Origin of the sequence: Burkholderia sp. FL-7-2-10-S1-D7 (assembly GCF_001524185.1) — a bacterium.
Taxonomy (GTDB): domain Bacteria; phylum Pseudomonadota; class Gammaproteobacteria; order Burkholderiales; family Burkholderiaceae; genus Burkholderia; species Burkholderia diffusa.
Genome location: NZ_LOWY01000003.1, coordinates 1 through 20285, shown reverse-complemented (window position 1 = coordinate 20285; position 20285 = coordinate 1). Strand labels below are relative to the sequence as shown.

22 protein-coding genes are annotated in these 20285 nt (G+C 65.4%); 8 read left to right on the top strand and 14 right to left on the bottom strand.

From position 1 onward, the window contains the following. Positions 1-58: 58 nt before the first annotated feature. From WS75_RS00285 to WS75_RS00275, 3 genes are read left to right on the top strand one after another with little or no spacing between them, the layout of a single operon-like run. The gene (locus tag WS75_RS00285) at positions 59-1318 is read left to right on the top strand and encodes a M48 family metallopeptidase (RefSeq protein ID WP_059678658.1); all 1260 of its coding nucleotides are present in this window, start codon (positions 59-61) and stop codon (positions 1316-1318) included. Further along, positions 1315-2256 carry a ribosome small subunit-dependent GTPase A gene (gene rsgA / locus WS75_RS00280; RefSeq protein ID WP_059678657.1) on the top strand — a complete coding sequence of 314 codons (942 nt, stop codon included), beginning with the start codon at positions 1315-1317 and terminating at the stop codon, positions 2254-2256. Before WS75_RS00285 ends, rsgA begins: the two co-directional genes overlap by 4 nt. A 58-nt stretch (positions 2257-2314) precedes the next feature. Further along, complete coding sequence (locus WS75_RS00275) at positions 2315-2632, top strand: putative signal transducing protein (RefSeq protein ID WP_059678656.1); 318 nt, start codon at positions 2315-2317, stop codon at positions 2630-2632. A 78-nt stretch (positions 2633-2710) separates the two neighbouring features. On the opposite strand, the gene WS75_RS00270 is transcribed toward WS75_RS00275, so the two are convergent. From WS75_RS00270 to rpsP, 6 genes are all read right to left on the bottom strand, one after another. Beyond that, a complete protein-coding gene (locus tag WS75_RS00270; RefSeq protein WP_059678655.1) occupies positions 2711-3649 on the bottom strand; it encodes a CobD/CbiB family protein in 939 nt (312 codons plus the stop codon). 120 nt (positions 3650-3769) lie between these two features. Continuing rightward, on the bottom strand, positions 3770-4456 hold the full coding sequence (locus WS75_RS00265) for a CoA pyrophosphatase (protein ID WP_059678654.1): 687 nt from the start codon (positions 4454-4456) through the stop codon (positions 3770-3772). An 87-nt stretch (positions 4457-4543) separates the two neighbouring features. Beyond that, positions 4544-4936, bottom strand: coding sequence for a 50S ribosomal protein L19 (gene rplS / locus WS75_RS00260; RefSeq protein WP_011883860.1), 393 nt, complete (start codon positions 4934-4936; stop codon positions 4544-4546). Positions 4937-5069: 133 nt separating this feature from the next. Continuing rightward, positions 5070-5864, bottom strand: a complete 795-nt coding sequence (gene trmD, locus WS75_RS00255) for a tRNA (guanosine(37)-N1)-methyltransferase TrmD (protein WP_059447922.1) — start codon at positions 5862-5864, stop codon at positions 5070-5072. After that, the gene (rimM, locus tag WS75_RS00250) at positions 5864-6541 is read right to left on the bottom strand and encodes a ribosome maturation factor RimM (RefSeq protein WP_059678653.1); all 678 of its coding nucleotides are present in this window, start codon (positions 6539-6541) and stop codon (positions 5864-5866) included. The genes trmD and rimM overlap by 1 nt, the downstream gene beginning before the upstream one ends. A gap of 42 nt (positions 6542-6583) precedes the next feature. Continuing rightward, the gene (rpsP, locus tag WS75_RS00245) at positions 6584-6838 is read right to left on the bottom strand and encodes a 30S ribosomal protein S16 (protein ID WP_006476550.1); all 255 of its coding nucleotides are present in this window, start codon (positions 6836-6838) and stop codon (positions 6584-6586) included. A 153-nt stretch (positions 6839-6991) separates the two neighbouring features. Between rpsP and WS75_RS00240 the strand changes: the two genes are divergently transcribed. Next, complete coding sequence (locus tag WS75_RS00240; protein WP_059678652.1) at positions 6992-8131, top strand: PQQ-dependent sugar dehydrogenase; 1140 nt, start codon at positions 6992-6994, stop codon at positions 8129-8131. 110 nt (positions 8132-8241) lie between these two features. Further along, on the top strand, positions 8242-8712 hold the full coding sequence (locus WS75_RS00235; RefSeq protein ID WP_059599369.1) for an NINE protein: 471 nt from the start codon (positions 8242-8244) through the stop codon (positions 8710-8712). A 23-nt stretch (positions 8713-8735) separates the two neighbouring features. Here WS75_RS00235 and WS75_RS00230 read toward each other — a convergent pair whose 3' ends face one another. Both WS75_RS00230 and WS75_RS00225 read right to left on the bottom strand, forming a co-directional pair. Continuing rightward, on the bottom strand, positions 8736-9914 hold the full coding sequence (locus WS75_RS00230; RefSeq protein ID WP_059678651.1) for a PA0069 family radical SAM protein: 1179 nt from the start codon (positions 9912-9914) through the stop codon (positions 8736-8738). Positions 9915-10005: 91 nt separating this feature from the next. Then, positions 10006-10494, bottom strand: coding sequence for an Lrp/AsnC ligand binding domain-containing protein (locus WS75_RS00225; RefSeq protein WP_006762687.1), 489 nt, complete (start codon positions 10492-10494; stop codon positions 10006-10008). Between the two features lie 144 nt (positions 10495-10638). Here WS75_RS00225 and WS75_RS00220 point away from each other — a divergent pair, with 144 nt between their 5' ends. Next, complete coding sequence (locus WS75_RS00220) at positions 10639-11925, top strand: D-amino acid dehydrogenase (RefSeq protein WP_059678650.1); 1287 nt, start codon at positions 10639-10641, stop codon at positions 11923-11925. 321 nt (positions 11926-12246) lie between these two features. Here WS75_RS00220 and WS75_RS00215 read toward each other — a convergent pair whose 3' ends face one another. From WS75_RS00215 to WS75_RS00195, 5 genes are all read right to left on the bottom strand, one after another. Further along, a complete protein-coding gene (locus tag WS75_RS00215) occupies positions 12247-13182 on the bottom strand; it encodes an electron transfer flavoprotein subunit alpha/FixB family protein (protein ID WP_059678649.1) in 936 nt (311 codons plus the stop codon). A 16-nt stretch (positions 13183-13198) separates the two neighbouring features. Further along, positions 13199-13948, bottom strand: coding sequence for an electron transfer flavoprotein subunit beta/FixA family protein (locus WS75_RS00210; RefSeq protein WP_059678648.1), 750 nt, complete (start codon positions 13946-13948; stop codon positions 13199-13201). Positions 13949-14177: 229 nt separating this feature from the next. Next, a complete protein-coding gene (locus WS75_RS00205; RefSeq protein WP_059678647.1) occupies positions 14178-14972 on the bottom strand; it encodes a MetQ/NlpA family ABC transporter substrate-binding protein in 795 nt (264 codons plus the stop codon). Between the two features lie 27 nt (positions 14973-14999). Further along, positions 15000-15653 carry a methionine ABC transporter permease gene (locus WS75_RS00200; protein ID WP_059529977.1) on the bottom strand — a complete coding sequence of 218 codons (654 nt, stop codon included), beginning with the start codon at positions 15651-15653 and terminating at the stop codon, positions 15000-15002. Continuing rightward, complete coding sequence (locus WS75_RS00195) at positions 15643-16677, bottom strand: methionine ABC transporter ATP-binding protein (RefSeq protein WP_059678646.1); 1035 nt, start codon at positions 16675-16677, stop codon at positions 15643-15645. Before WS75_RS00195 ends, WS75_RS00200 begins: the two co-directional genes overlap by 11 nt. 216 nt (positions 16678-16893) lie before the next feature. Here WS75_RS00195 and WS75_RS00190 point away from each other — a divergent pair, with 216 nt between their 5' ends. After that, a complete protein-coding gene (locus WS75_RS00190; RefSeq protein ID WP_059678645.1) occupies positions 16894-17817 on the top strand; it encodes an alpha/beta hydrolase in 924 nt (307 codons plus the stop codon). A 20-nt stretch (positions 17818-17837) separates the two neighbouring features. Here WS75_RS00190 and WS75_RS00185 read toward each other — a convergent pair whose 3' ends face one another. Continuing rightward, complete coding sequence (locus WS75_RS00185; protein WP_059678644.1) at positions 17838-18761, bottom strand: histone deacetylase family protein; 924 nt, start codon at positions 18759-18761, stop codon at positions 17838-17840. A gap of 43 nt (positions 18762-18804) precedes the next feature. On the opposite strand from WS75_RS00185, the gene mltB reads away from it, so the two are divergent. Next, on the top strand, positions 18805-20154 hold the full coding sequence (gene mltB, locus WS75_RS00180; RefSeq protein WP_082729453.1) for a lytic murein transglycosylase B: 1350 nt from the start codon (positions 18805-18807) through the stop codon (positions 20152-20154). The last annotated feature ends 131 nt before the right edge of the window (positions 20155-20285 follow it).

Sequence of the window (20285 nt, the reverse complement as noted above, 5' to 3'; positions counted from 1 at the left end):
GAGCGGGCCCGGTCCGCAAGAACATATAATTCTCGCATAGAACCCTTTGGCGCCTTCGATGTCACCCTTTTCGTTCACCCTGCTGTTCGCGCTCGCCGTGCTCGCGATGGTCGTCACCAAGCTGTGGCTCGCGTCGCGGCAGATCCGCTTCGTCGCCGCCCACCGCAACGGCGTGCCCGCGCAGTTCAGCGCCACCATTCCACTGACCGCCCACCAGCGCGCAGCCGACTACACGGTCGAGCGCACCCGGCTGGCGATGTTCGAAATCGTCGTCAGCGCGGCCGTGCTGGTCGGCCTCACGCTGCTCGGCGGCGTCGGCGCCCTCGACACGCTGCTGACCGGCTGGTTCGGCCGCGGCTACGGGCAGCAGGTCGCGCTCGTCGCCGCCGTGCTCGCGATCACGAGCGTGATCGACGTGCCGTTCGAGTATTACCGCCAGTTCGGGATCGAACAGCGGTTCGGCTTCAACCGCATGACCAAGCGCCTGTTCTTCACCGACATGCTGAAGAACGCGCTGCTCGGCGCGCTGCTCGGCCTGCCGCTGCTGTTCGTCGTGCTGTGGCTGATGAACCAGGCCGGCAGCCTGTGGTGGCTGTGGACCTGGATCGTCTGGGTCGCATTCCAGATGCTCGTGCTGCTGATTTACCCGACCTTCATCGCGCCGATCTTCAACAAGTTCGAACCGCTGAAGGACGAAGCGCTGCGCACGCGCATCGAGTCGCTGATGAAACGGTGCGGCTTCGCCGCGAAGGGCCTGTTCGTGATGGACGGCAGCCGCCGTTCCGCGCACGGCAACGCGTATTTCACGGGCTTCGGCGCATCGAAGCGGATCGTGTTCTTCGACACGCTGCTCGCGCGGCTGTCCGGCCAGGAGATCGAGGCCGTGCTCGCGCACGAACTCGGCCACTTCAAGCGCCGCCACGTAATGAAGCGGATGCTCGTGTCGTTCGTGCTGAGCCTCGTGCTGCTCGCGCTGCTCGGCTGGCTCGCGCAGCGCACGTGGTTCTACACGGGGCTTGGCGTCACGCCTTCGCTCGACACGAGCAACGCGGGCGCCGCGCTCGTGCTGTTCTTCCTCGCGATCCCCGTGTTCCTGTTCTTCGCGACGCCGTTCAGCAGCCTCACGTCGCGCAAGCATGAATTCGAGGCCGACGCGTTCGCGGCCAGCCAGACCGACGCGCAGGATCTCATCAGCGCGCTCGTGAAGCTTTACGAGGACAACGCGTCGACCCTCACGCCGGACCCGGTCTACACGGCCTTCTACTACTCGCATCCGCCGGCGTCGCAGCGGATCGACCGCCTGATGCAGCACGCATGAGCCGGCCGACCTCCCGCAAGCCGGCTCCGCGCGCATCAGGCGCGTCGCGTGTCGAAGGCCGCGTGATCGCGGCGCACGGCCGCCACTACATCGTCGCGCCTGACGACGGCTGCCCGATGCTGCAGTGCTTCCCCCGTGGCAAGAAAAGCGAGATCGCGGTCGGCGACCGCGTCGTGTACGAACAGGCGTCGGCGGACCAGGGCGTGATCGTCGAGATCGGCGAGCGGCGCAACCTGCTGTACCGTTCCGACCAGTTCAAGTCGAAGCTGTTCGCGGCCAACCTCGACCAGTTGCTGATCGTGCTCGCAACCGAGCCCTATTTCAGCGAGGACCTCCTCGGCCGCGCGCTGATCGCGGCCGAAGCGAACGAATTGAAGCCGCTCGTCGTGCTGAACAAGATCGACGTCGAGGCCGCGCTGCCGGTCGCCCGCGAGCGCCTCGCGCCCTACCGCGCGCTCGGCTACGACGTGCTCGAACTGTCGGTGAAGGGCTCGCCCGACGATGCGCGCGCGCAACTGATGCCGCATCTGGCCGGGCATTCGACGATCCTGCTCGGCCAGTCCGGGATGGGCAAGTCGACGCTCGTGAACCTGCTCGTGCCCGATGCCGAAGCCGCGACCCGCGAAATCTCGGCCGCGCTCAACAGCGGCCGCCATACGACGACGTTCACGCGCCTCTACCCGCTCGAAGGCGGCGGCGCGCTGATCGATTCGCCGGGTTTCCAGGAATTCGGCCTCTACCACCTGACGGAAGGCCGCCTCGAGCGCGCGTTTCCGGAATTCCGCCCGCTGCTCGCGGACTGCCGTTTCTATAATTGTCATCATCTGCACGAGCCGGGCTGCGCGATTCTCGAAGCCGTCTCCGACGGCCGCATTTCACCATCGCGGCATGCGCTTTACGCACAGCTCGTGCACGAGGCAAGCCAGATCGTCCGCTGACCGCGCGGCGGACAGAAGGCGGCCGGGGCCGGCCCGGCCTTCACCGACAGGAGCCGCGATGCGTTTCAAGGCCCCCGATCTCGCCACCGCGCAGCATTGGGCGAACGTGCTGCAGGTGGCCGGCATCGGCTGCGAACTGCACAACTGCTACGCGACCGGCGCGCTCGGCGGCTTGCCCGCCGACGCTTGCGCCCCCGAGCTGTGGCTCGACGACGAGCGCGACGATGCACTCGCCCGGCGGCTCCTCGATGCGGCGTCGCACGGCCCGTCGGCCGGCGCCGTTCCGTGGCGCTGCCGCCAATGCGGCGAGGCGCTGGAGGCCCAGTTCACCGCCTGCTGGCAATGCGGCGCCGTACGCGATCCGCTCGACGACTGAGTGGACTGACCGGACGCACAGCAAAAAGGCCGGCATGAAGCCGGCCCTTTCGTTTCATCGCGCACATTCGCTGCCGCGTCACGACACCCAGACGGCCAGCGTCAGCATCAACAGCAGAATCATCCACAGGATCACGGCGCGCCAAACCAGGCCGACCGCGGACTGCAGCGTGCGCGGCGTGCAATCATCGCCAACCGTCAACGGGCCGCTGTCACCGACCGCCAACGCGTCGAGACTCGACGGTTCCGCGAGCGGCCCCGCGAGGCGCGCGCCGAGCGCGCCGCTGCCGGCCGCGAGCAGCACGCCGTCGTTCGGATCGGGCCACTGGCGCGTGTGATTGCGCCACGCGTAGATCGCATCCTCGAAGTTGCCGACGATCGCGAAGCCGAGCGCGGTCAGTCGCGACGGAATCCAGTCGATCACGAAGAACGCGCGCTGCGCGAACGTCGAGAACGCGGCCGTGCGATCGTCGCCCGGCGTCGACCAGGTGCGCGCGAGATATTCGGAGATGCGGTACAGCACGGCACCGGCCGGCCCGATCGGCAGCACGTACCAGAAGAACACGCCGAACACGTGGCGATGCGACGCCACGACCGCATGAATCAGCGTATGGCGGACGATTTCACCGACCGGCATGTCGACCGTGTCGAGGCCCGTCCACTCGTGCAGGATTTCACGCGCGCGCGGTACGTCGTCGTTGTTGAGCGCGAGATGGATATCGGTGAAGTAGTGGCTGAACTGGCGGAAGCCGAGCGTGAAATACACGACGACGACGTTCCAGATGAACGCGAGCACGAAGCTCACCTTGAACAGGAGGAAGTAGATCAGCGCAACGACCAGAACCCACGGCAGCACGACTGCGATCCATGCGAGCAGGCCATGCTTTTGCTTGCCGGCGTCGAGGCCATGCGCGACGGTTTCCGCATGAAACTGGAACAGCGCGAACACCGGATTGCTCGGCGACAACGCGCGGACCTGTTCGATGATGAGGGCGAGAAGAACCGAAAAGAAAGTCATGCGTGGTGCCGTCTTCGGAGTTATGTCATTTTTTGCATAACGATAGCACAGCGTAAGGGGCGCATGGCTGCCGACGCGACGGGCCGACAGCCGGCCCCGCGCGCAGGTTCGGGTGGGATGCTATCCGGCTGCCAAGAAGCGGTACAGATTGCGCAACATGCCGGCAGTTGCGCCCCAGATGAAGTAATACCCGGCCGATTCGCCGTTCGGATAGGGCATCGCAAAAAAACGACGCTCGCCGCCTTCCCAGCGGAACACGCGCACCTGGTGGTTTGACGGATTCATCAGGAACGCGAGCGGCACCTCGAAAATCTCGGCAACTTCGAACGTGTCGGCCTGCACGGTGAACGGGGGATGCACGAGACCCACGACGGGCGTCACGCAGAAGCCGGTCCCCGTCAGGTAGTCGGGCAGCGCACCGAGAATCTCCACCGGTTCGTCAGCCAGCCCGATTTCTTCCTTCGCCTCGCGCAACGCGGTCGCCGTCGCATCGCGATCGAACGACTCGCGACGACCACCGGGAAAGCTGATCTGCCCGGCATGGTCGTTCAGGTGATCGGCGCGCTGGGTCAGCAGCACGGTGAGGCCGCTCTCGCGAACGACGAGCGGGATGAGGACGGCAGCGCTGCGCGGATCGACACCCTCCTGCAGCCGTACCTCTGCCGGCTCGACGCTCCATTCGAGCGTGCGCGCGAAACGCTCGCGCAGCCCGGACGGCGTCATCAAGCGGGATTCGATGGACGGCAGGCCGGCGCCGGTGCCTTCGACCGGCAGCACTTCGGGATCAATGATGGGGCGGCGATTCAATCGGGGTCTCGAGTTCGTGACGTATCGAGCATATTGTCGCGCCAGAATGAAAAAAGCACCCGGGTGGGTGCTTTTTCCTTACAGCTCTTACTCTTGGGAAGCTGCTGCGGTGCGATCCTTCGACACCAGCTTTTCCTTGATTCGAGCCGACTTGCCCGAACGCTCGCGCAGGTAGTACAGCTTCGCACGACGCACATCACCGCGACGCTTCACGACGATGCTCGCCAGCAGCGGCGAGTAGGTCTGGAACGTACGCTCGACGCCTTCGCCCGACGAGATCTTGCGGACGATGAAGTTCGAGTTCAGACCACGGTTGCGAATCGCGATCACGACGCCTTCGTACGCCTGAACGCGCTTGCGGTTTCCTTCAACCACGTTCACGTTCACGATCACCGTGTCGCCCGGGGCGAATTCGGGGATCGTCTTGCCGGCGAGCGCGCGCTCGATCTCTTCCTGCTCAAGTTTTGCAATCAGATTCATCACTGACTCCTAAAGCCATCTTGTCGGCGTTTGCACCCGCCTGCTTCCAGGCTTGGCCCCGATAGAGGATGGATTCACATCAGGCGCCGCGCACGCATGCACGGCACCGCCATTTCCCGCCCGCGACGCCGCCTCAGGAGGCATTCTTCGCTTCGCGTGCGAGGTTCGCAAGCCAGGCCTCGTCGGCACGGCTCAACAACTTCTCGCGGCGCGCCCGGACGATCAGGTCCGGCCGCTTCCGCAACGTATTCCTCAATGCTTCCTGGCGCCGCCACCGCTCGATCTCGGCATGATGGCCACCGAGCAGCACGTCCGGCACGCGCATCCCCTCGTACTCCTCGGGGCGCGTGTAATGCGGACAATCGAGCAGCCCGTCGGCGAAGCTGTCCTGCACGGCCGACTGCGCATCGTTCAGCACGCCGGGCAACAGGCGCACAACGGCATCCATCATCGCCATCGCCGGCAGTTCGCCGCCGGACAGAACGAAATCGCCGAGGCTGATTTCCTCGTCGACGCAACGGTCGAGCAGACGCTGATCGATCGCCTCGTAGCGGCCACACAGCACGATGACACCCGGCTCCTGCGCCATTCGCACCGCACGTTCGTGCGTGAACGGCGCACCTTGCGGCGACATCATCACCACACGCGTGCTCGCGACGCCCTGCTCCGCCTGCGCTGCTTTCGCAGCACCGATCGCGGCCTCGAGCGGCCTGGCCAGCATCACCATGCCCGGACCGCCGCCGTACGGACGATCGTCGACCGTGCGGTAGTTGTCCGTCGTAAAATCACGCGGATTCCAGGTGCGCAGCCCGAAGCGGCCCTGCTTCACGGCCCGGCTGGTGATACCCCAGTCGGTCAGCGCGCGGAACATTTCGGGAAAGAGCGTGACGACGTCAAACTGCACCGCGCTCTCCGTAACCTGATTCATTAGTAATCGGCTTCCCAGTCGACGACGATGCGACGTGCCGCCTGATCCACCGTTTTGACGTAGACGCCGACGAACGGAATCAGCCGTTCGTCGGTGGTCGGCCGACCGTCCTTGCCGACTGCCGGATACTCGACGCGCATGATCGAATGCACGCCGTTGTCGATCATCCCGCTCACCGTCCCGAGTGCCACCGATTGCTCGTTGACGACCTCGAGGCCGATCAGGTCGACCCAATAGAATTCGTCCGCGGCCAATGCCGGGAAATCTTCCCGGCGCACGAACACGCGAAAGCCGCGCAAAGCCAGTGCGGCATCGCGGTCGCTGACACCCGCGGTATGCGCGACGACAGTGTCGCCGTGCGTCTTCGACTGCAGGATGCGGGCGGACAACCGCTCCCCACCCCGTTCCAGCCACCAGCGGCGCGCCTTGAGCAACGCATCGCCGCCACGACCGGCGTCGGCATGCGTCGCCACCTTGACCCAGCCTTTCAGGCCGTAGGCGTCGACCACCGCCCCGACCTCGACAGCATCGTCGGGCCAAGCTTGCACCGCCTCGAGACTGCCCGACTCGGCAGCCTCACCGGCGCTCGCGACAGTGTCGCGCTCGACCGGTTTGCGGACGAATGCGCCAAACGACGCTCGCCCGCGCTTTGCGTTACCGGAATCGTGACCGGACATCAATGCTCCTTGCAGCCGGCACGACCGGCACACCGCGCCATGTTAGGCAGCCGGTTGCGCCTTTTGCGCTTCCTTCACGAGACGCTGAACGGTCGGCGACAGTTGCGCGCCAACGCCTTGCCAGTACGTCAGGCGGTCCTGAGCGATACGCAGCGATTCGCCCTTCGTGGCGACCGGGTTATAGAAGCCGACGCGCTCGATGAAGCGGCCGTCACGACGGTTGCGCGAATCGGTAGCGACGATGTTGTAGAACGGGCGCTTCTTCGAGCCGCCGCGAGCCAGACGGATGATAACCATATGAAATCCTTCGGGGAAACCGGGTTCGAAACTACTGAAACGTGCGATTATAGCCGGAAACCAAAGCCACAACAAACACTTACGCGCAAAAATTCCACGGACTACCTGCGCGCCAGGCATACAATCGTCGTGTCCACGACGCTCACCGCCGCCATGCCGCTATTTTGCGTCACCCCGGTGGGCCGCGCGCAGCACCGCCTCGCGGGCTTGCTGACCGGCCTCGTCACCTGTCTTGCAGCCACCATGGCTTGCGCCGCAACGGCGGTGGACAAACTCGTCGTGCCATCCGGCTTCCGTGTCGACGTGCTGACCGACGCCGTGCCGACCGCCCGCGAAATGGCATGGTCGCCCCGCGGAATCCTGTATGTCGGCTCGCGCGAAGGCCGCGTGCATGCATTCGTGATGCAGGAGGGCCGGATCACGGCCCGATACGTGATCGCATCGGGGCTCGACATGCCCGTCGGCGTCGCGTATCGCGACGGCGCGCTCTATATCTCCGCCGTGTCGCGCATTCTGCGCCTCGACCACATCGACGACCGGCTCGCCAGTCCTCCGGCGCCGGCGGTCGTGACAGACGCGCTGCCGACCGATCATCATCACGGCTGGAAATTCATTGCATTCGGCCCCGATGGCAAGCTCTACGTGCCAACCGGCGCACCGTGCAACGTGTGCCTCGCCGATCGCAGTCGATACGCGATCATCGCACGCATGAACGCGGACGGCAGCGGCCGAGAAGTGTTTGCCCGCGGCGTGCGCAATACCGTCGGCTTTGCCTGGCACCCCGATTCGCACGAGCTGTGGTTCACCGACAACGGGCGCGACTTGATGGGCGACGACGTGCCCGACGACAAGCTGAACCGTGCGCCGCGCGCAGGCCTCGATTTCGGCTTTCCGTACTGCCACGGCGGCGACACGCCTGACCCTGAATTCGGGAGCGCCGACGTGTGCCACCGCTACGTGCCACCCGTGCTGAAACTCGGCGCGCACGTCGCGGCACTCGGCATGCGCTTCTATACGGGGCCGATGTTTCCGGCGTCATATCGCAACAACATCTTCATTGCCGAGCACGGTTCGTGGAATCGCAGCACGAAGGTCGGCTATCGCGTGATGCGCGCGGTCGTGTCGGCCGACGGCAGCCACGCAAGCCAGACACCGTTCATCACCGGCTGGTTGCGCGCGGACGGCACCGTGTGGGGGCGTCCGGCCGACGTACTGCCGCTGCCGGACGGCTCACTGCTCGTCAGCGACGACTACGCAGGCACCATCTATCGCGTCACCTATGCGGCACCTTGACGCAGGCAAGGGGTGACCCGGCCCGACCGGGCATCGTAGAATGCTTGCCGGGCCAAGCGCCCCGCGCCGGCCTGCCGGCCGCCCATGCCAACGATAATCCGCCGCCATCCATGTCCAGCAGCACCGCATCGTCGTCCCGCCGCTTCCGCTCCAAGACGCTCACCGCCGCCCTCGCGTTCCTCCTCGGTTCGCTCGGTGCGCACCGCTTCTACCTGTACGGCTTTCGCGACGTGTACGGCTGGGCGCACCTGCTCGCGACGATCGTCGGGATCCCGGGTTTCCTGCTGCTCGCCGCGACCCAGCGCAGTGCCAACCTCGGCTGGTGGCTCGCCGTGCCGGGTGCGATCTCGCTTCTGGCTGCGTTCCTCGCCGCGCTCGTCTACGGCCTGCGCCCCGACGAGAAATGGGACGCGCAATTCAATGCCGACACCGGCAAGCACAGCCAGTCAGGCTGGACGGTGATCTTCATCGTGATCTTCTCGCTGCTGATCGGTGCGTTCCTGCTGATGACCGCGCTCGCGCTGTCCTTCCAGACATACTTCGAATCGCAAGTCGAAGCGGCGAAGCAAATCTCGCAGTAAGCTGCCGACACGCATCGGTCAGATCAGAACAGCGTCAGCTGCACGTCGTCACGCGACTTCGCGCCGGTTGCGCCCGCCATCGGGGGCTGCGCTGCCGCCCCGGTCGCCGGCGCACCGCGAAACTGCGACAGATCCAGAATGCCGTTCGCGCGCTCGTTCAACCCGAGCCGCTTCACGGCCTGACGGAACCGCTGCCGCAACAGGTCTGCCCAGATTCCCTCGCCCTTCATCCGCTTCGCGAAATCCGAGTCGTAGTCCTTCCCGCCGCGCATGTCGCGCACGCGGTTCATCACGCGCTCCGCGCGATCGGGGAAATGCGCGGAGAGCCAATTCTTGAACAGCGGCGCGACCTCCCACGGCAGGCGCAGGATGATGTAACTCGCGTGCGTCGCGCCGGCCTCCGCACAGGCTTCCAGCACACGCTCCATGTCCGGCTCGGTGACGAACGGGATCATCGGTGCAATGCTGACGCCCACCGGCACGCCCGCGTCGCGCAGCGCGCGGATCGTGCGCAGACGGCGCGCCGGCGTCGCCGCACGCGGCTCGAGCGTACGCGCGAGATCGGCATCGAGTGTCGTGATCGTGACCGCGGCCATCACCTGCCCGCGTTCGGCCATCGGGGCCAGCAGATCCAGATCGCGCTCGATCAGTGACGACTTCGTGATCGCGGCGAACGGCAGCCCGTGATCGTGCATCACCTGGATCACGCTGCGTGTGATGCGCAGATCGCGCTCGACCGGCTGGTATGCATCGGTGTTGACGCCAAGCGCGATCGGCTCCGGCACGTAGCGCTTGCGCGAAATCTCCCGCTCGAGCAATTCGGCCGCGTTGACCTTCGCATAGATGCGGCTCTCGAAATCGAGCCCCGGCGACAGACCGAGATAACTATGGGTCGGCCGTGCAAAGCAGTAAATGCAGCCATGCTCGCAGCCGCGATACGGATTGAGCGACACGCTGAACGGTATGTCCGGCGACTGGTTGTGCGTCAGGATGCTCTTCGCGCGCTCCTCGAACACCTGCGTGCGCAGCGGAGCCGGCAGATCGGTGTCGACCGATTCGTGGGTCCAGCCGTCGTCGACCGCTTCGCGCAGCGCCGTTTCGTATCGCCCCTGGAGGTTGTCGACCGCACCACGCCCCTTGCGGGGCGCCGGCGGCGCTATCGGAAATTCGTTGTCGGACCGACCGTCCATGCACTCACCCATTCGCCTGCACCCAATACTGTATGTTTATACAGTATTGGGTGCAGCATGCCAAGGGCGAGATAGAGGGACGGACTGTAGGCCACAGCCAGGGTCATTCGCCGACCGAGATCGTCAGCGTCTCCTTGATTTCTTCCATCACGACATAGCTCTTCGACTGCACCGCGCCAGGCAGCTGCAGCAGGATGTCACCCAGCAGCTTGCGATAGTCGGCCATTTCACCGATCCGCGCCTTGATCAGGTAGTCGAAGTCGCCGGACACGAGATGGCATTCGAGCACCTCGTCAATCTTCATCACTTCGCGCCGGAACTGCTCGAACATGTTGCCGCCCTTGTGGCCGAGCGTGATTTCGACGAACACCAGCAACGCGGCACCGAGTTGTCCCGGATCGACGCGTGCGTGATAGCCGGTGATGACGCCGTCGCGCTCCATGCGCCGCACGCGTTCGATGCACGGCGTGACGGTCAGCCCGACCTGCTCCGCGAGGTCCTTCATCGCCATCCGGCCATCGTCCTGGAGCAGTTTGAGGATGCGCCGGTCGAGCTTGTCGAGCGAGCGTACTGGCTGGCGTTGCGTTCTCATTTGTTTATGCTGAAAACCTGAAAAATACGATAACAAAACCTACACATTCGACAATACCATAGCGCAAAAAACTAGATCAGTTAGAGGTTACACGGAGACGCAGGTGCGCCCGGCCTCGACCTGATCCTTCCATCTGGAGCAGCTATGCGAGTCGTCATTCTGGGCAGCGGTGTGGTGGGCGTGGCAAGCGCGTATTACCTCGCGCGCGCCGGTCATGAAGTCACGGTGATCGACCGGGAAGCCGGTCCGGCGCTCGAGACGAGCTTCGCAAACGCAGGTCAGATCTCGCCCGGCTATGCCGCGCCGTGGGCCGCGCCCGGCGTGCCGCTGAAGGCCGTCAAGTGGATGTTCGAGAAGCACGCGCCGCTCGCGATCCGCCTCGACGGCACGCGCTTCCAGCTCCAGTGGATGTGGCAGATGCTGCGCAACTGCACGGCCGAGCGCTATGCAGTCAACAAGGGCCGCATGGTCCGCCTCGCCGAATACAGCCGCGATTGCCTGCAGGCGCTGCGCGCCGACACGGGCATCCAGTACGAAGGCCGCACGGGCGGCACGCTGCAGCTGTTCCGCACGCAGCAGCAACTCGACGGCGCGGCGAAGGATATCGCGGTGCTGCAGGAAGCCAACGTGCCGTTCGAACTCCTGTCGCCGGCCGAGCTCAAGAATGCCGAACCGGCGCTCGCCGCCGTGTCGCACAAGCTGACGGGCGGCCTGCGACTGCCGGGCGACGAAACCGGCGACTGCCAGCTGTTCACGACGCGCCTCGCGGCGCTCGCGGAATCGCTCGGCGTGAAGTTCCGCTACAACACGCCGATCGACGCGCTCGCGATCGCGGGCGGCAAGATCGCCGGCGTGCAGTGCGGCAGCGAGACGGTGCGCGCGGATGCATACGTCGTCGCGCTCGGGTCGTACTCCACCAACTTCATCTCGAACCTGATGAAGATCCCCGTCTATCCGCTGAAAGGCTATTCGATCACCGCACCGATCGTCGACGAGACGGCCGCGCCCGTGTCGACGGTGCTGGATGAAACCTACAAGATCGCGATCACGCGTTTCGACCAACGCATCCGCGTCGGCGGCATGGCGGAGATCGTCGGCTTCGACAAGAACCTGCGTGCCGCGCGCCGCGAGACGCTCGAAATGTGCGTGAACGACCTGTTCCCGGGCGGCGGCGACACGTCGAAGGCAACGTTCTGGACAGGCCTGCGCCCGATGACGCCGGACGGCACGCCGATCGTCGGCCGCACGCCGGTCTCGAACCTGTTTCTGAACACCGGCCACGGCACGCTCGGCTGGACGATGTCGTGCGGGTCGGGCCAGCTGCTCGCCGACCTGATCTCGGGCAAGAAGCCGGCAATCCAGGCCGACGACCTGTCGGTGCATCGCTACCTGAAGGACGTAGCCGGCCAGACGCGCCCGGCATACGCATAAGTCGGAACGGCCCGCCGCGACGCAGGCCGGTCCGCCGCAAAAAAAAGGCGCCCTCGGGGCGCCTTTTTCGTTACAGCGAATACGTTGCGGGCCCGGAACAGAGCCTCCGTCGACTCATGCACGGTTGTTGCCCTTCGCGCCGACGATCAACGCTTCTGGCCCACCTGTCCGCACGACGACATGTTCCGCGCGGCATTGAGCGAGCATGGCTCGCTGCCCGGCAGAACATCCCGCCCGCTTCTGTCGTCGCACAAAAAAAGGGGCGCGTATCGCGCCCCCTCGTCTTGCGTACTTGCCGCCGAAGCGTCAAGTCACGCCGTGTCAGCCCAGTTCGTTCACGAGTTCCGGCACGAGCGCGAACAGGTCGCCGACGAGGCCGTAATCGGCCACGCTGAAGATCGGCGCTTCCGGATCCTTGTTGATCGCGACGATCACCTTCGAATCCTTCATGCCGGCCAGGTGCTGGATCGCACCCGAGATACCGACCGCGATGTACAGCTGCGGCGCAACGATCTTGCCGGTCTGGCCGACCTGGTAGTCGTTCGGCACGTAGCCGGCGTCGACTGCCGCGCGCGACGCGCCCAGCGCTGCCGACAGCTTGTCGGCCAGCGGCTCCAGCACCTTCGTGTAGTTTTCACCGCTGCCCAGACCGCGGCCGCCCGACACGATGATGCTCGCCGACGTCAGCTCCGGACGATCCAGCTTCGTCACTTCACGGCTCACGAACTGCGATTTGCCTGCATCGGCCGCCGCGTCGATCTTCTCGACCGACGCGCTGCCGCCTTCCGCCGCCACCGGATCGAAACCCGTTGCACGCACCGTGATCACCTTGATCGGATCGCTCGACTGCACCGTCGCGATTGCGTTGCCTGCGTAGATCGGACGCTCGAACGTGTCGGCCGAATCGACCGCCGTGATGTCCGAAATCTGCGCGACGTCCAGCTTCGCGGCGATACGCGGCGCGATATTCTTGCCGTAGGCGGTTGCCGGCGCGAGGATGTGCGAGTAATCCTTCGCGATGTTCAGCGCGGTCGCCTCGACGTTTTCCGCCAGGCCCGCTTCGAGCTGCGGCGCGTCGGCCAGCAACACCTTCGACACGCCCGCAATCTTGGCTGCCGCATCGGCCGCGCCCTGCGCGTTGTGCCCCGCGACCAGCACGTGAATGTCACCGCCAATCTTCGCCGCCGCCGCCACCGTGTTCAGCGTCGCGGCCTTGATCGACGCGTTGTCATGTTCTGCAATCACCAGAATCGTCATTTCTTTCCGCTCCCTCTTACAGCACCTTGGCTTCGGTCTTCAGCTTCTCGACCAGCGTCTTCACGTCCGGCACCTTCACGCCGGCCGCGCGCTTCGGCGGCTCGGCCACCTTCAGCGTCTTCAGACGCGGCGTGACGTCCACGCCCAGGTCTTCCGGCTTCACCGTTTCCAGCGGCTTCTTCTTCGCCTTCATGATGTTCGGCAGCGTCACGTAGCGCGGCTCGTTCAGGCGCAGGTCGGTCGTGACGACTGCCGGCAGTTGCAGCGACAGCGTTTCCGCGCCGCCGTCGACTTCACGCGCAACCGTGGCGCGGCCATCGGCGATCGTGACCTTCGATGCGAACGTCGCTTGCGGCAGGCCCGCCAGCGCGGCCAGCATCTGACCCGTCTGGTTCGAATCGTCGTCGATCGCCTGCTTGCCGAGAATCACGAGTTGCGGCTGCTCCTTGTCGACCAGCGCCTTCAGGATCTTCGCGACGGCCAGCGGCTCGACGCTGTCGTTCGACTCGACGAGGATCGCGCGATCCGCGCCGATCGCCAGTGCCGTGCGCAGCGTTTCCTGCGCTTGCGTCACACCGACCGACACCGCGATCACTTCGGTCGCCACACCCGCTTCCTTCAGGCGCACGGCTTCTTCCACCGCGATTTCGTCGAACGGGTTCATCGACATCTTCACGTTCGCAATGTCGACGCCCGTGTTGTCCGACTTCACGCGGACCTTCACGTTGTAATCGACCACTCTTTTCACTGGCACCAGGATTTTCATGCACACGCTCCAAAGTTACGAATACGACCAGAGGCCATTCTATAGCGAGGCCTCATGACTGCGCGGCCAAGCGGACCAATCCATCGCGGCTATCGAGGATAACGCCCCTCTTCGGCGCGCCGGCAATAGCGAACGGTCGTTCTATTTTAAAAGAGAAAAAACCCGGACGCAAAGCCCGGGTTTTCGATCATCAACTCTAATCGTCACCGGGCGCGCCCAGCACCACGTGTTACCAGGCGGCAATGACCGCGCCGCCGAACTTCTGTTCGATGAACTGCTTCACTTCCGCGGAATGGTAGGCCGCTACCAGCTTCGCGACCCACGGCTTGCTCCGGTCAGCGTCGCGAATCGCGAGAATGTTCGCGTAAGGGCCGTTCGGGCCCTCGATCGCGATCGCGTCCTGTTTCGGCTTCAACCCGGCTTCCATCGCGTAGTTGGTGTTGATCGCCGCCGCGTCGACGTCGCCGAGCGAACGCGGAATCTGCGCCGCATCGAGTTCGACGATCTTCAGCTTGCGCGGATTGTCGACGATGTCGAGCGGCGTCGCCTTCAACCCGGCGTCCGCACGCAGCTTCAGCAGCCCCTGCTTCTGCAGCAACAGCAGCGCGCGGCCGCCATTGGTCGGATCGTTCGGCACCGCGATGCGCGCGCCGGGTGTCAACTCGGCCAGCGACTTCACCCGCTTCGAATAGATACCCATCGGGAATGTGACGGTGTCCGCGACCTTGATCAGCTTGTAGCCGCGATCCTTCACCTGCGCCTGCAGATAAGGATCGTGCTGGTAGCTGTTGGCGTCGAGATCGCCCGACGCGAGCGCCGCGTTCGGCTGCACGTAATCCGAGAATTCGACGATACGGATGTCGAGGCCGCTCTTGGCCGCGACCTTCTTCACCACGTCCATGATCTGCGCGTGCGGACCGCCCGTCACGCCCACCTTGATGGTTTCGGCCTGCGCGTGCGCGCTCGCGAACAGCGCGGCCGCGCCGAGTGCGGCCGCGAACTTCAGCATGAAGCGTCGTTGCATCGTCTCCCCCTACCCATGAATGTCGTTTTACTTGTGGCTCAGCCGGCGCACGAGCCAGTCGCCGAACGATTGCACGATCTGCACGAACACGATCAGGATCGCGACGACCGTCCACATGACTTCCGGCAGATAGCGCTGGTAGCCGTAGCGGATCCCGAGATCGCCGAGCCCGCCGCCGCCGATCGCACCGGCCATCGCTGAATAGCCGACGAGCGACACGAACGTGATCGTCAGACCCGCGACGATGCCAGGCAGCGATTCGGGCAGCAGCACCTTGAACACGATCTGCGACGTCGTCGCGCCCATCGACTGCGCGGCCTCGATCAGCCCGCGGTCGACTTCGCGCAGCGCGGTCTCGACCAGTCGCGCGACGAACGGCGCGGCCGCGAGCGTCAGCGGCACGACCGCCGCGGCCGTGCCGATCGACGACCCCGTCACGAGCCGCGTGAACGGAATGACCGCAACCAACAGGATGATGAACGGCGTCGAGCGCACCGCGTTCACGATGCCGCCGAGCACACGATTCACGCCGAGGTTCTGCAGCACGCCCTGGCGGTCGGTCAGGTAGAGCAGCACGCCGAGCGGCATCCCGACGAGCGCGCCGACCGCTCCAGAGATGCCGACCATGATCAGCGTCTCCCAGAACGACTGCACGAACATATCGAACATCTCACTCAACATACGAAAGCTCCTCTACCACCACACCTTGCTCGCGCAGGAACGCGAGCGCCTGCCCGACCTTGCCCGGTTCGCCGCCCGCGAGCACCGCGAGCGACCCGAACGCCTGCCCCTGGATTTCGTCGATCTGGCCGTGGAGGATGTTGAAATCCAGTTCGTACCGGCGAATCGTCTCCGACAGGATCGGCTGGTCGACACCCGAGCCGGTGAACGCGAGCCGCAGCAAATGCCCGCTGCCCGTCTTCAGCCGCTCGGCCACGCGTGCCTTGAGCGCGGGCGGCAGTTCCTGCGCGATCACGTCGCCGATAAGCGCGCGCGTCACTTCGTGATGCGGCTGCAGGAACACGTCGATCACGCGGCCTTCCTCGACCACGCGCCCCGCGTCGAGCACCGCCACGCGATCGCACACTTGCTTGATCACTTCCATCTGGTGCGTGATCAGCACGATCGTCAGGCCAAGTTCGCGGTTGATGCGCTTCAGCAGGTCGAGGATCGCGCGCGTGGTCTCGGGATCGAGCGCCGACGTCGCTTCGTCCGACAGCAGCACCTTCGGCTTGCTCGCGAGCGCACGGGCGATGCCGACGCGCTGCTTCTGACCGCCGCTGATCTGCGCCGGGTAGCGGTCCTTCTGCGCGGACAGCCCGACGAGGTCCAGCAGCGGCAGCACGGTGGCCTCGATGTCGGCACGGCTCGCGCCAGCAAGCTCGAGCGGCAACGCGACGTTGTCGAAGACCGTGCGCGACGACAGCAGGTTGAAGTGCTGGAAGATCATGCCGATTTCGCGGCGCGCTTCGCGCAGCGCGCTAGCCGACAGCAGCGTGAGATCGAGCCCGCCGACGACGACGTTGCCTTCGGTCGGCCGCGTGAGCAGGTTGATGGTGCGCACGAGCGTGCTCTTGCCGGCGCCGCTTCGGCCGATGATGCCGAACACTTCGCCCTGCGGGATCGTCAGATTGACGTTGTGCAATGCGTCGACCCAGCCGGTCGGCCCGGGGAAACGCTGCGACAGATTGCGTAATTCGATCATGTAAACAAAACGGCGGCCGACAGGCGAAGCCCGCCAGTCGGCCGCCGATGCATCTGGAATAGCCGGCGATTTTACCGCAAACGCCTCATTCCACTTAATAATCGATTTCGATCTTTTCATAACCAGACGAAATTAGAGGGGCATTGCTGGTCCGCCGTGTGAGTGCCGCGACTATGATCCGGAACACCGATGCCAACTAAACAGGGGACCCGCTAGATGACCGCCACCACCACGCAGGTCGCCGCACGCGCCGCCACCGCAGCACGGGACACGGCAGCGCCGCCCGCCCCGCGGATGGGCCGGCTCCGTACCGCGGACGGGCTCGAACTGGCGTCGTATCGCTGGCCGGCCGGCGACGGCACGGAGCCGCCGCGCGCGACGATCGCTCTCGTGCATGGCCTCGCCGAGCACGCGGGCCGCTACGCGGCGCTCGCGGCCAGATTGAATGCGGCCGGAATCGACGTGCTGGCGATCGATCTACGCGGGCACGGCCAGTCGCCCGGTAAACGCGCGTGGGTCGAGCGCTTCGACGATTACCTGAACGATGCGGATGCCCTGGTCGCCGAAGCCGCCCGCGACGATACGCCGCTCTTCCTGATGGGGCACAGCATGGGCGGCGCCATCGCGGCGCTGTATGCGATCGAACGCGCGCCGATTCGCGGCCACGCGCTGGCGGGCCTCGTGCTGTCGAGCCCGGCGCTCGCGCCGGGACGCGACGTGCCGCGCTGGATGCTCGCGATGAGCCGCTTCATCAGCCGCGTGTGGCCGAGCTTCCCCGCGATCAGGATCGACGCGGCGCTGCTGTCGCGCGATCCGGCCGTCGTCGCGGCCAATCGTGCCGATCCGCTCGTGCACCACGGCGCGGTGCCGGCGCGCACCGGCGCCGAGATCCTCGACGCGATGGCGCGCATCGAGCGCGGTCGCGGCGCGCTGCGCGTGCCGGTGCTCGTCTATCACGGCACGGAGGACAAGCTGACCGAGCCCGACGGAAGCCGCACGTTCGGCGCGCGCGTCGGCTCGCCCGATCGCACGCTGACGCTGTACGAAGGCGGGTTCCACGAAACGATGAACGATCTCGAGCGCGACCGCGTGATCGATGCGCTGATCGAGTGGATTCACGCGCACGTGCGGGCGCGCTGAGCGCGCCGCCCCGCTCCCGGTCAAATGCCGGCCAGCACGCGCAGGTGCGCCACGACGCTGCGGCCGAGCGCGGACAGGTTGTAGCCGCCCTCGAGACAGCTCACGATGCGGCCCTGCGCATGCCGGCGCGCGACGTCGACGATCTGCGCGGTCAGCCATTCGAAATCGGCCTCGACGAGACCGAGGTTGCCGATGTCGTCCTCTCGATGCGCGTCGAAACCGGCCGACACGAACAGCATCTGCGGCTTGAACGCGTCGAGACGCGGCAGCCAGAACATGTCGACCGCTTCGCGGATCGCCATCCCGTTGCTGCGCGCAGGCATCGGCAGGTTGACCATGTTCGGCGCCTGGTGATCGACGCCCGAGAACGGGTATAGCGGATGCTGGAAGAAGCTGCACATCAGCACGCGCTCGTCGTTCGCGAAAGCCGCTTCGGTGCCGTTGCCGTGGTGCACGTCGAAATCGACGATCGCGACGCGCTCGAGGCCATGGACGTCGAGCGCATGCCGCGCGGCGATCGCGACGTTGTTGAAAAAGCAGAAACCCATCGCGCGCGCGGGCTCCGCGTGATGGCCGGGCGGCCGCACGCTGCAGAACGCATTCGCGTAGCGGCCTTCGATCACGGCGTCGGTCGCTGCGATCGCCGCGCCGGCCGCACGCAGCGCGGCGCGCCACGTGTCGCGGTTCATCAGCGTGTCGGGATCGATCTCGACGTAGCCGTCGACGGGCGTCATGCTGCGGATGTAGTCGATGTGGGCCTGCGTATGCACGCGGCCCAGCGCCACCTCGCTCGCGAACGGCGCGGTTTCGTGCACGATCAGGTCGTCGATGCGGCTCGCGATCAGTTGATCCTGGATCGCCGACAGGCGGGCCGGGCATTCCGGATGCCATTCCCCCATCTCGTGCAGCATGCAGTCGGGGTGCGTATAGAAGGCGGTTGCCATAAGCTGTCATCCGCGACGCAGGGTGCGCCGCAGGTCTCCATCAATGATGTCTATCGTCTGCCGCGAATTCGCCGCTAACTTACCACAACGGTGCGCTGCTTCGCCCCGGCACGCAGGATGCGTCGGGTATACTGCGCCGAACCCCATCGCCCTGTCCGCCCGCTTCGACATGAATTCCAGCAAGCCTGCCGCCCTTCTCTCCGCACTGTCCAGCGTTCGCGTTCCGCTCGTTGCTGCTGCCGTCGCCGCTACCGTGGCGGTCGCGCCCGCCGTCGCGCAGACGCAGCCCGCGAAGTCGCCCGGCACGCGCGTCGCGCAGGCGCAACCGCAGCAGCCGGTGCCGCAAGGCCAGACCTTCGAAGAGGAAATCGTTCCGCAGCGTTACGCGAACAACGCGAAGGTCGATGCGTTCATCGACGAGATGGTGAGCCGCAACGGCTTCGACTCCACGAGCCTGCATGCGCTATTCTCGCGCGTCAGCTACTCGGCCACCGCCGTGAAGCTCGTGAAGCCGGCTCCGACGCCTTCGGTAAAGAACTGGCGCGTCTATCGTTCGCGCTTCATCGAACCGATCCGTATCAACGCGGGCGTGAAATTCTGGAAGGCGAACCAGGCGACGCTGCAGCGCGCGTCCGAGGAATTCGGCGTGCCGCCCGAAGTGATCGTCGGCATCATCGGCGTCGAAACGATCTACGGCCGCTACATGGGCAACTTCCGCGTGCTCGATGCGCTGACGACGCTCACGTTCGACTACCCCGACACGCCGAATCGCGACAGTCGCCAGGCAACGTTCCGCAAGAATCTCGAGGACTTCCTCGTCTGGACCCGCGACAACCAGCTCGACCCGACCACCGTGCTCGGCTCGTACACGGGCGCGATCGGCATTCCGCAGTTCCTGCCGAGCAGCATTCGCGAGTATGCGGTCGACTACGACGGCGGCGGCCACGTCGATCTGCGCAGCAGTCCTGCCGATGCGATCGGCAGCGTCGCGAACTACCTGAAGCAGCACGGCTGGGAAACCGATCGCCCGGTAGTCTGGCGGATCACGCCCGACACGGGCAGCCTCGGCATTGCCCAGGCGGCCGCGGACGGTCAGCCCGAACCGCACTGGGCACTGTCGCAACTGCTTCGCGCCGGCATGACGCTCAACGAGCCGATGGTCAACATCACCACCGAAGCTGGCACGCCGGTCACCGTGGTCGATCTGCCGTCGCCGGGGAGCGCGACCGAATACATGCTCGGCCTCAAGAACTTCTACGTGCTGACGCGCTACAACCGCAGCTTCTTCTACGCACTCGCCGTGTACCAGCTCGGCGAAGCCGTGAAGGCGCAGATGGAAGCGAACGGCGCGCTGCCGCTACCTGCGGTGGACACGGAAGCGCCGGCGCAGTAAGCACGGTCCGCGCAAAGAAAAAGCGCCGCTCGTGCGGCGCTTTTTTTATCGCGTGTGACCCGTCCTGAAATAGGTTGACACTTTTTCGCCGAAACGAAGAGGTGCCAAATGGAGCAAGGGATCAAGCGGAC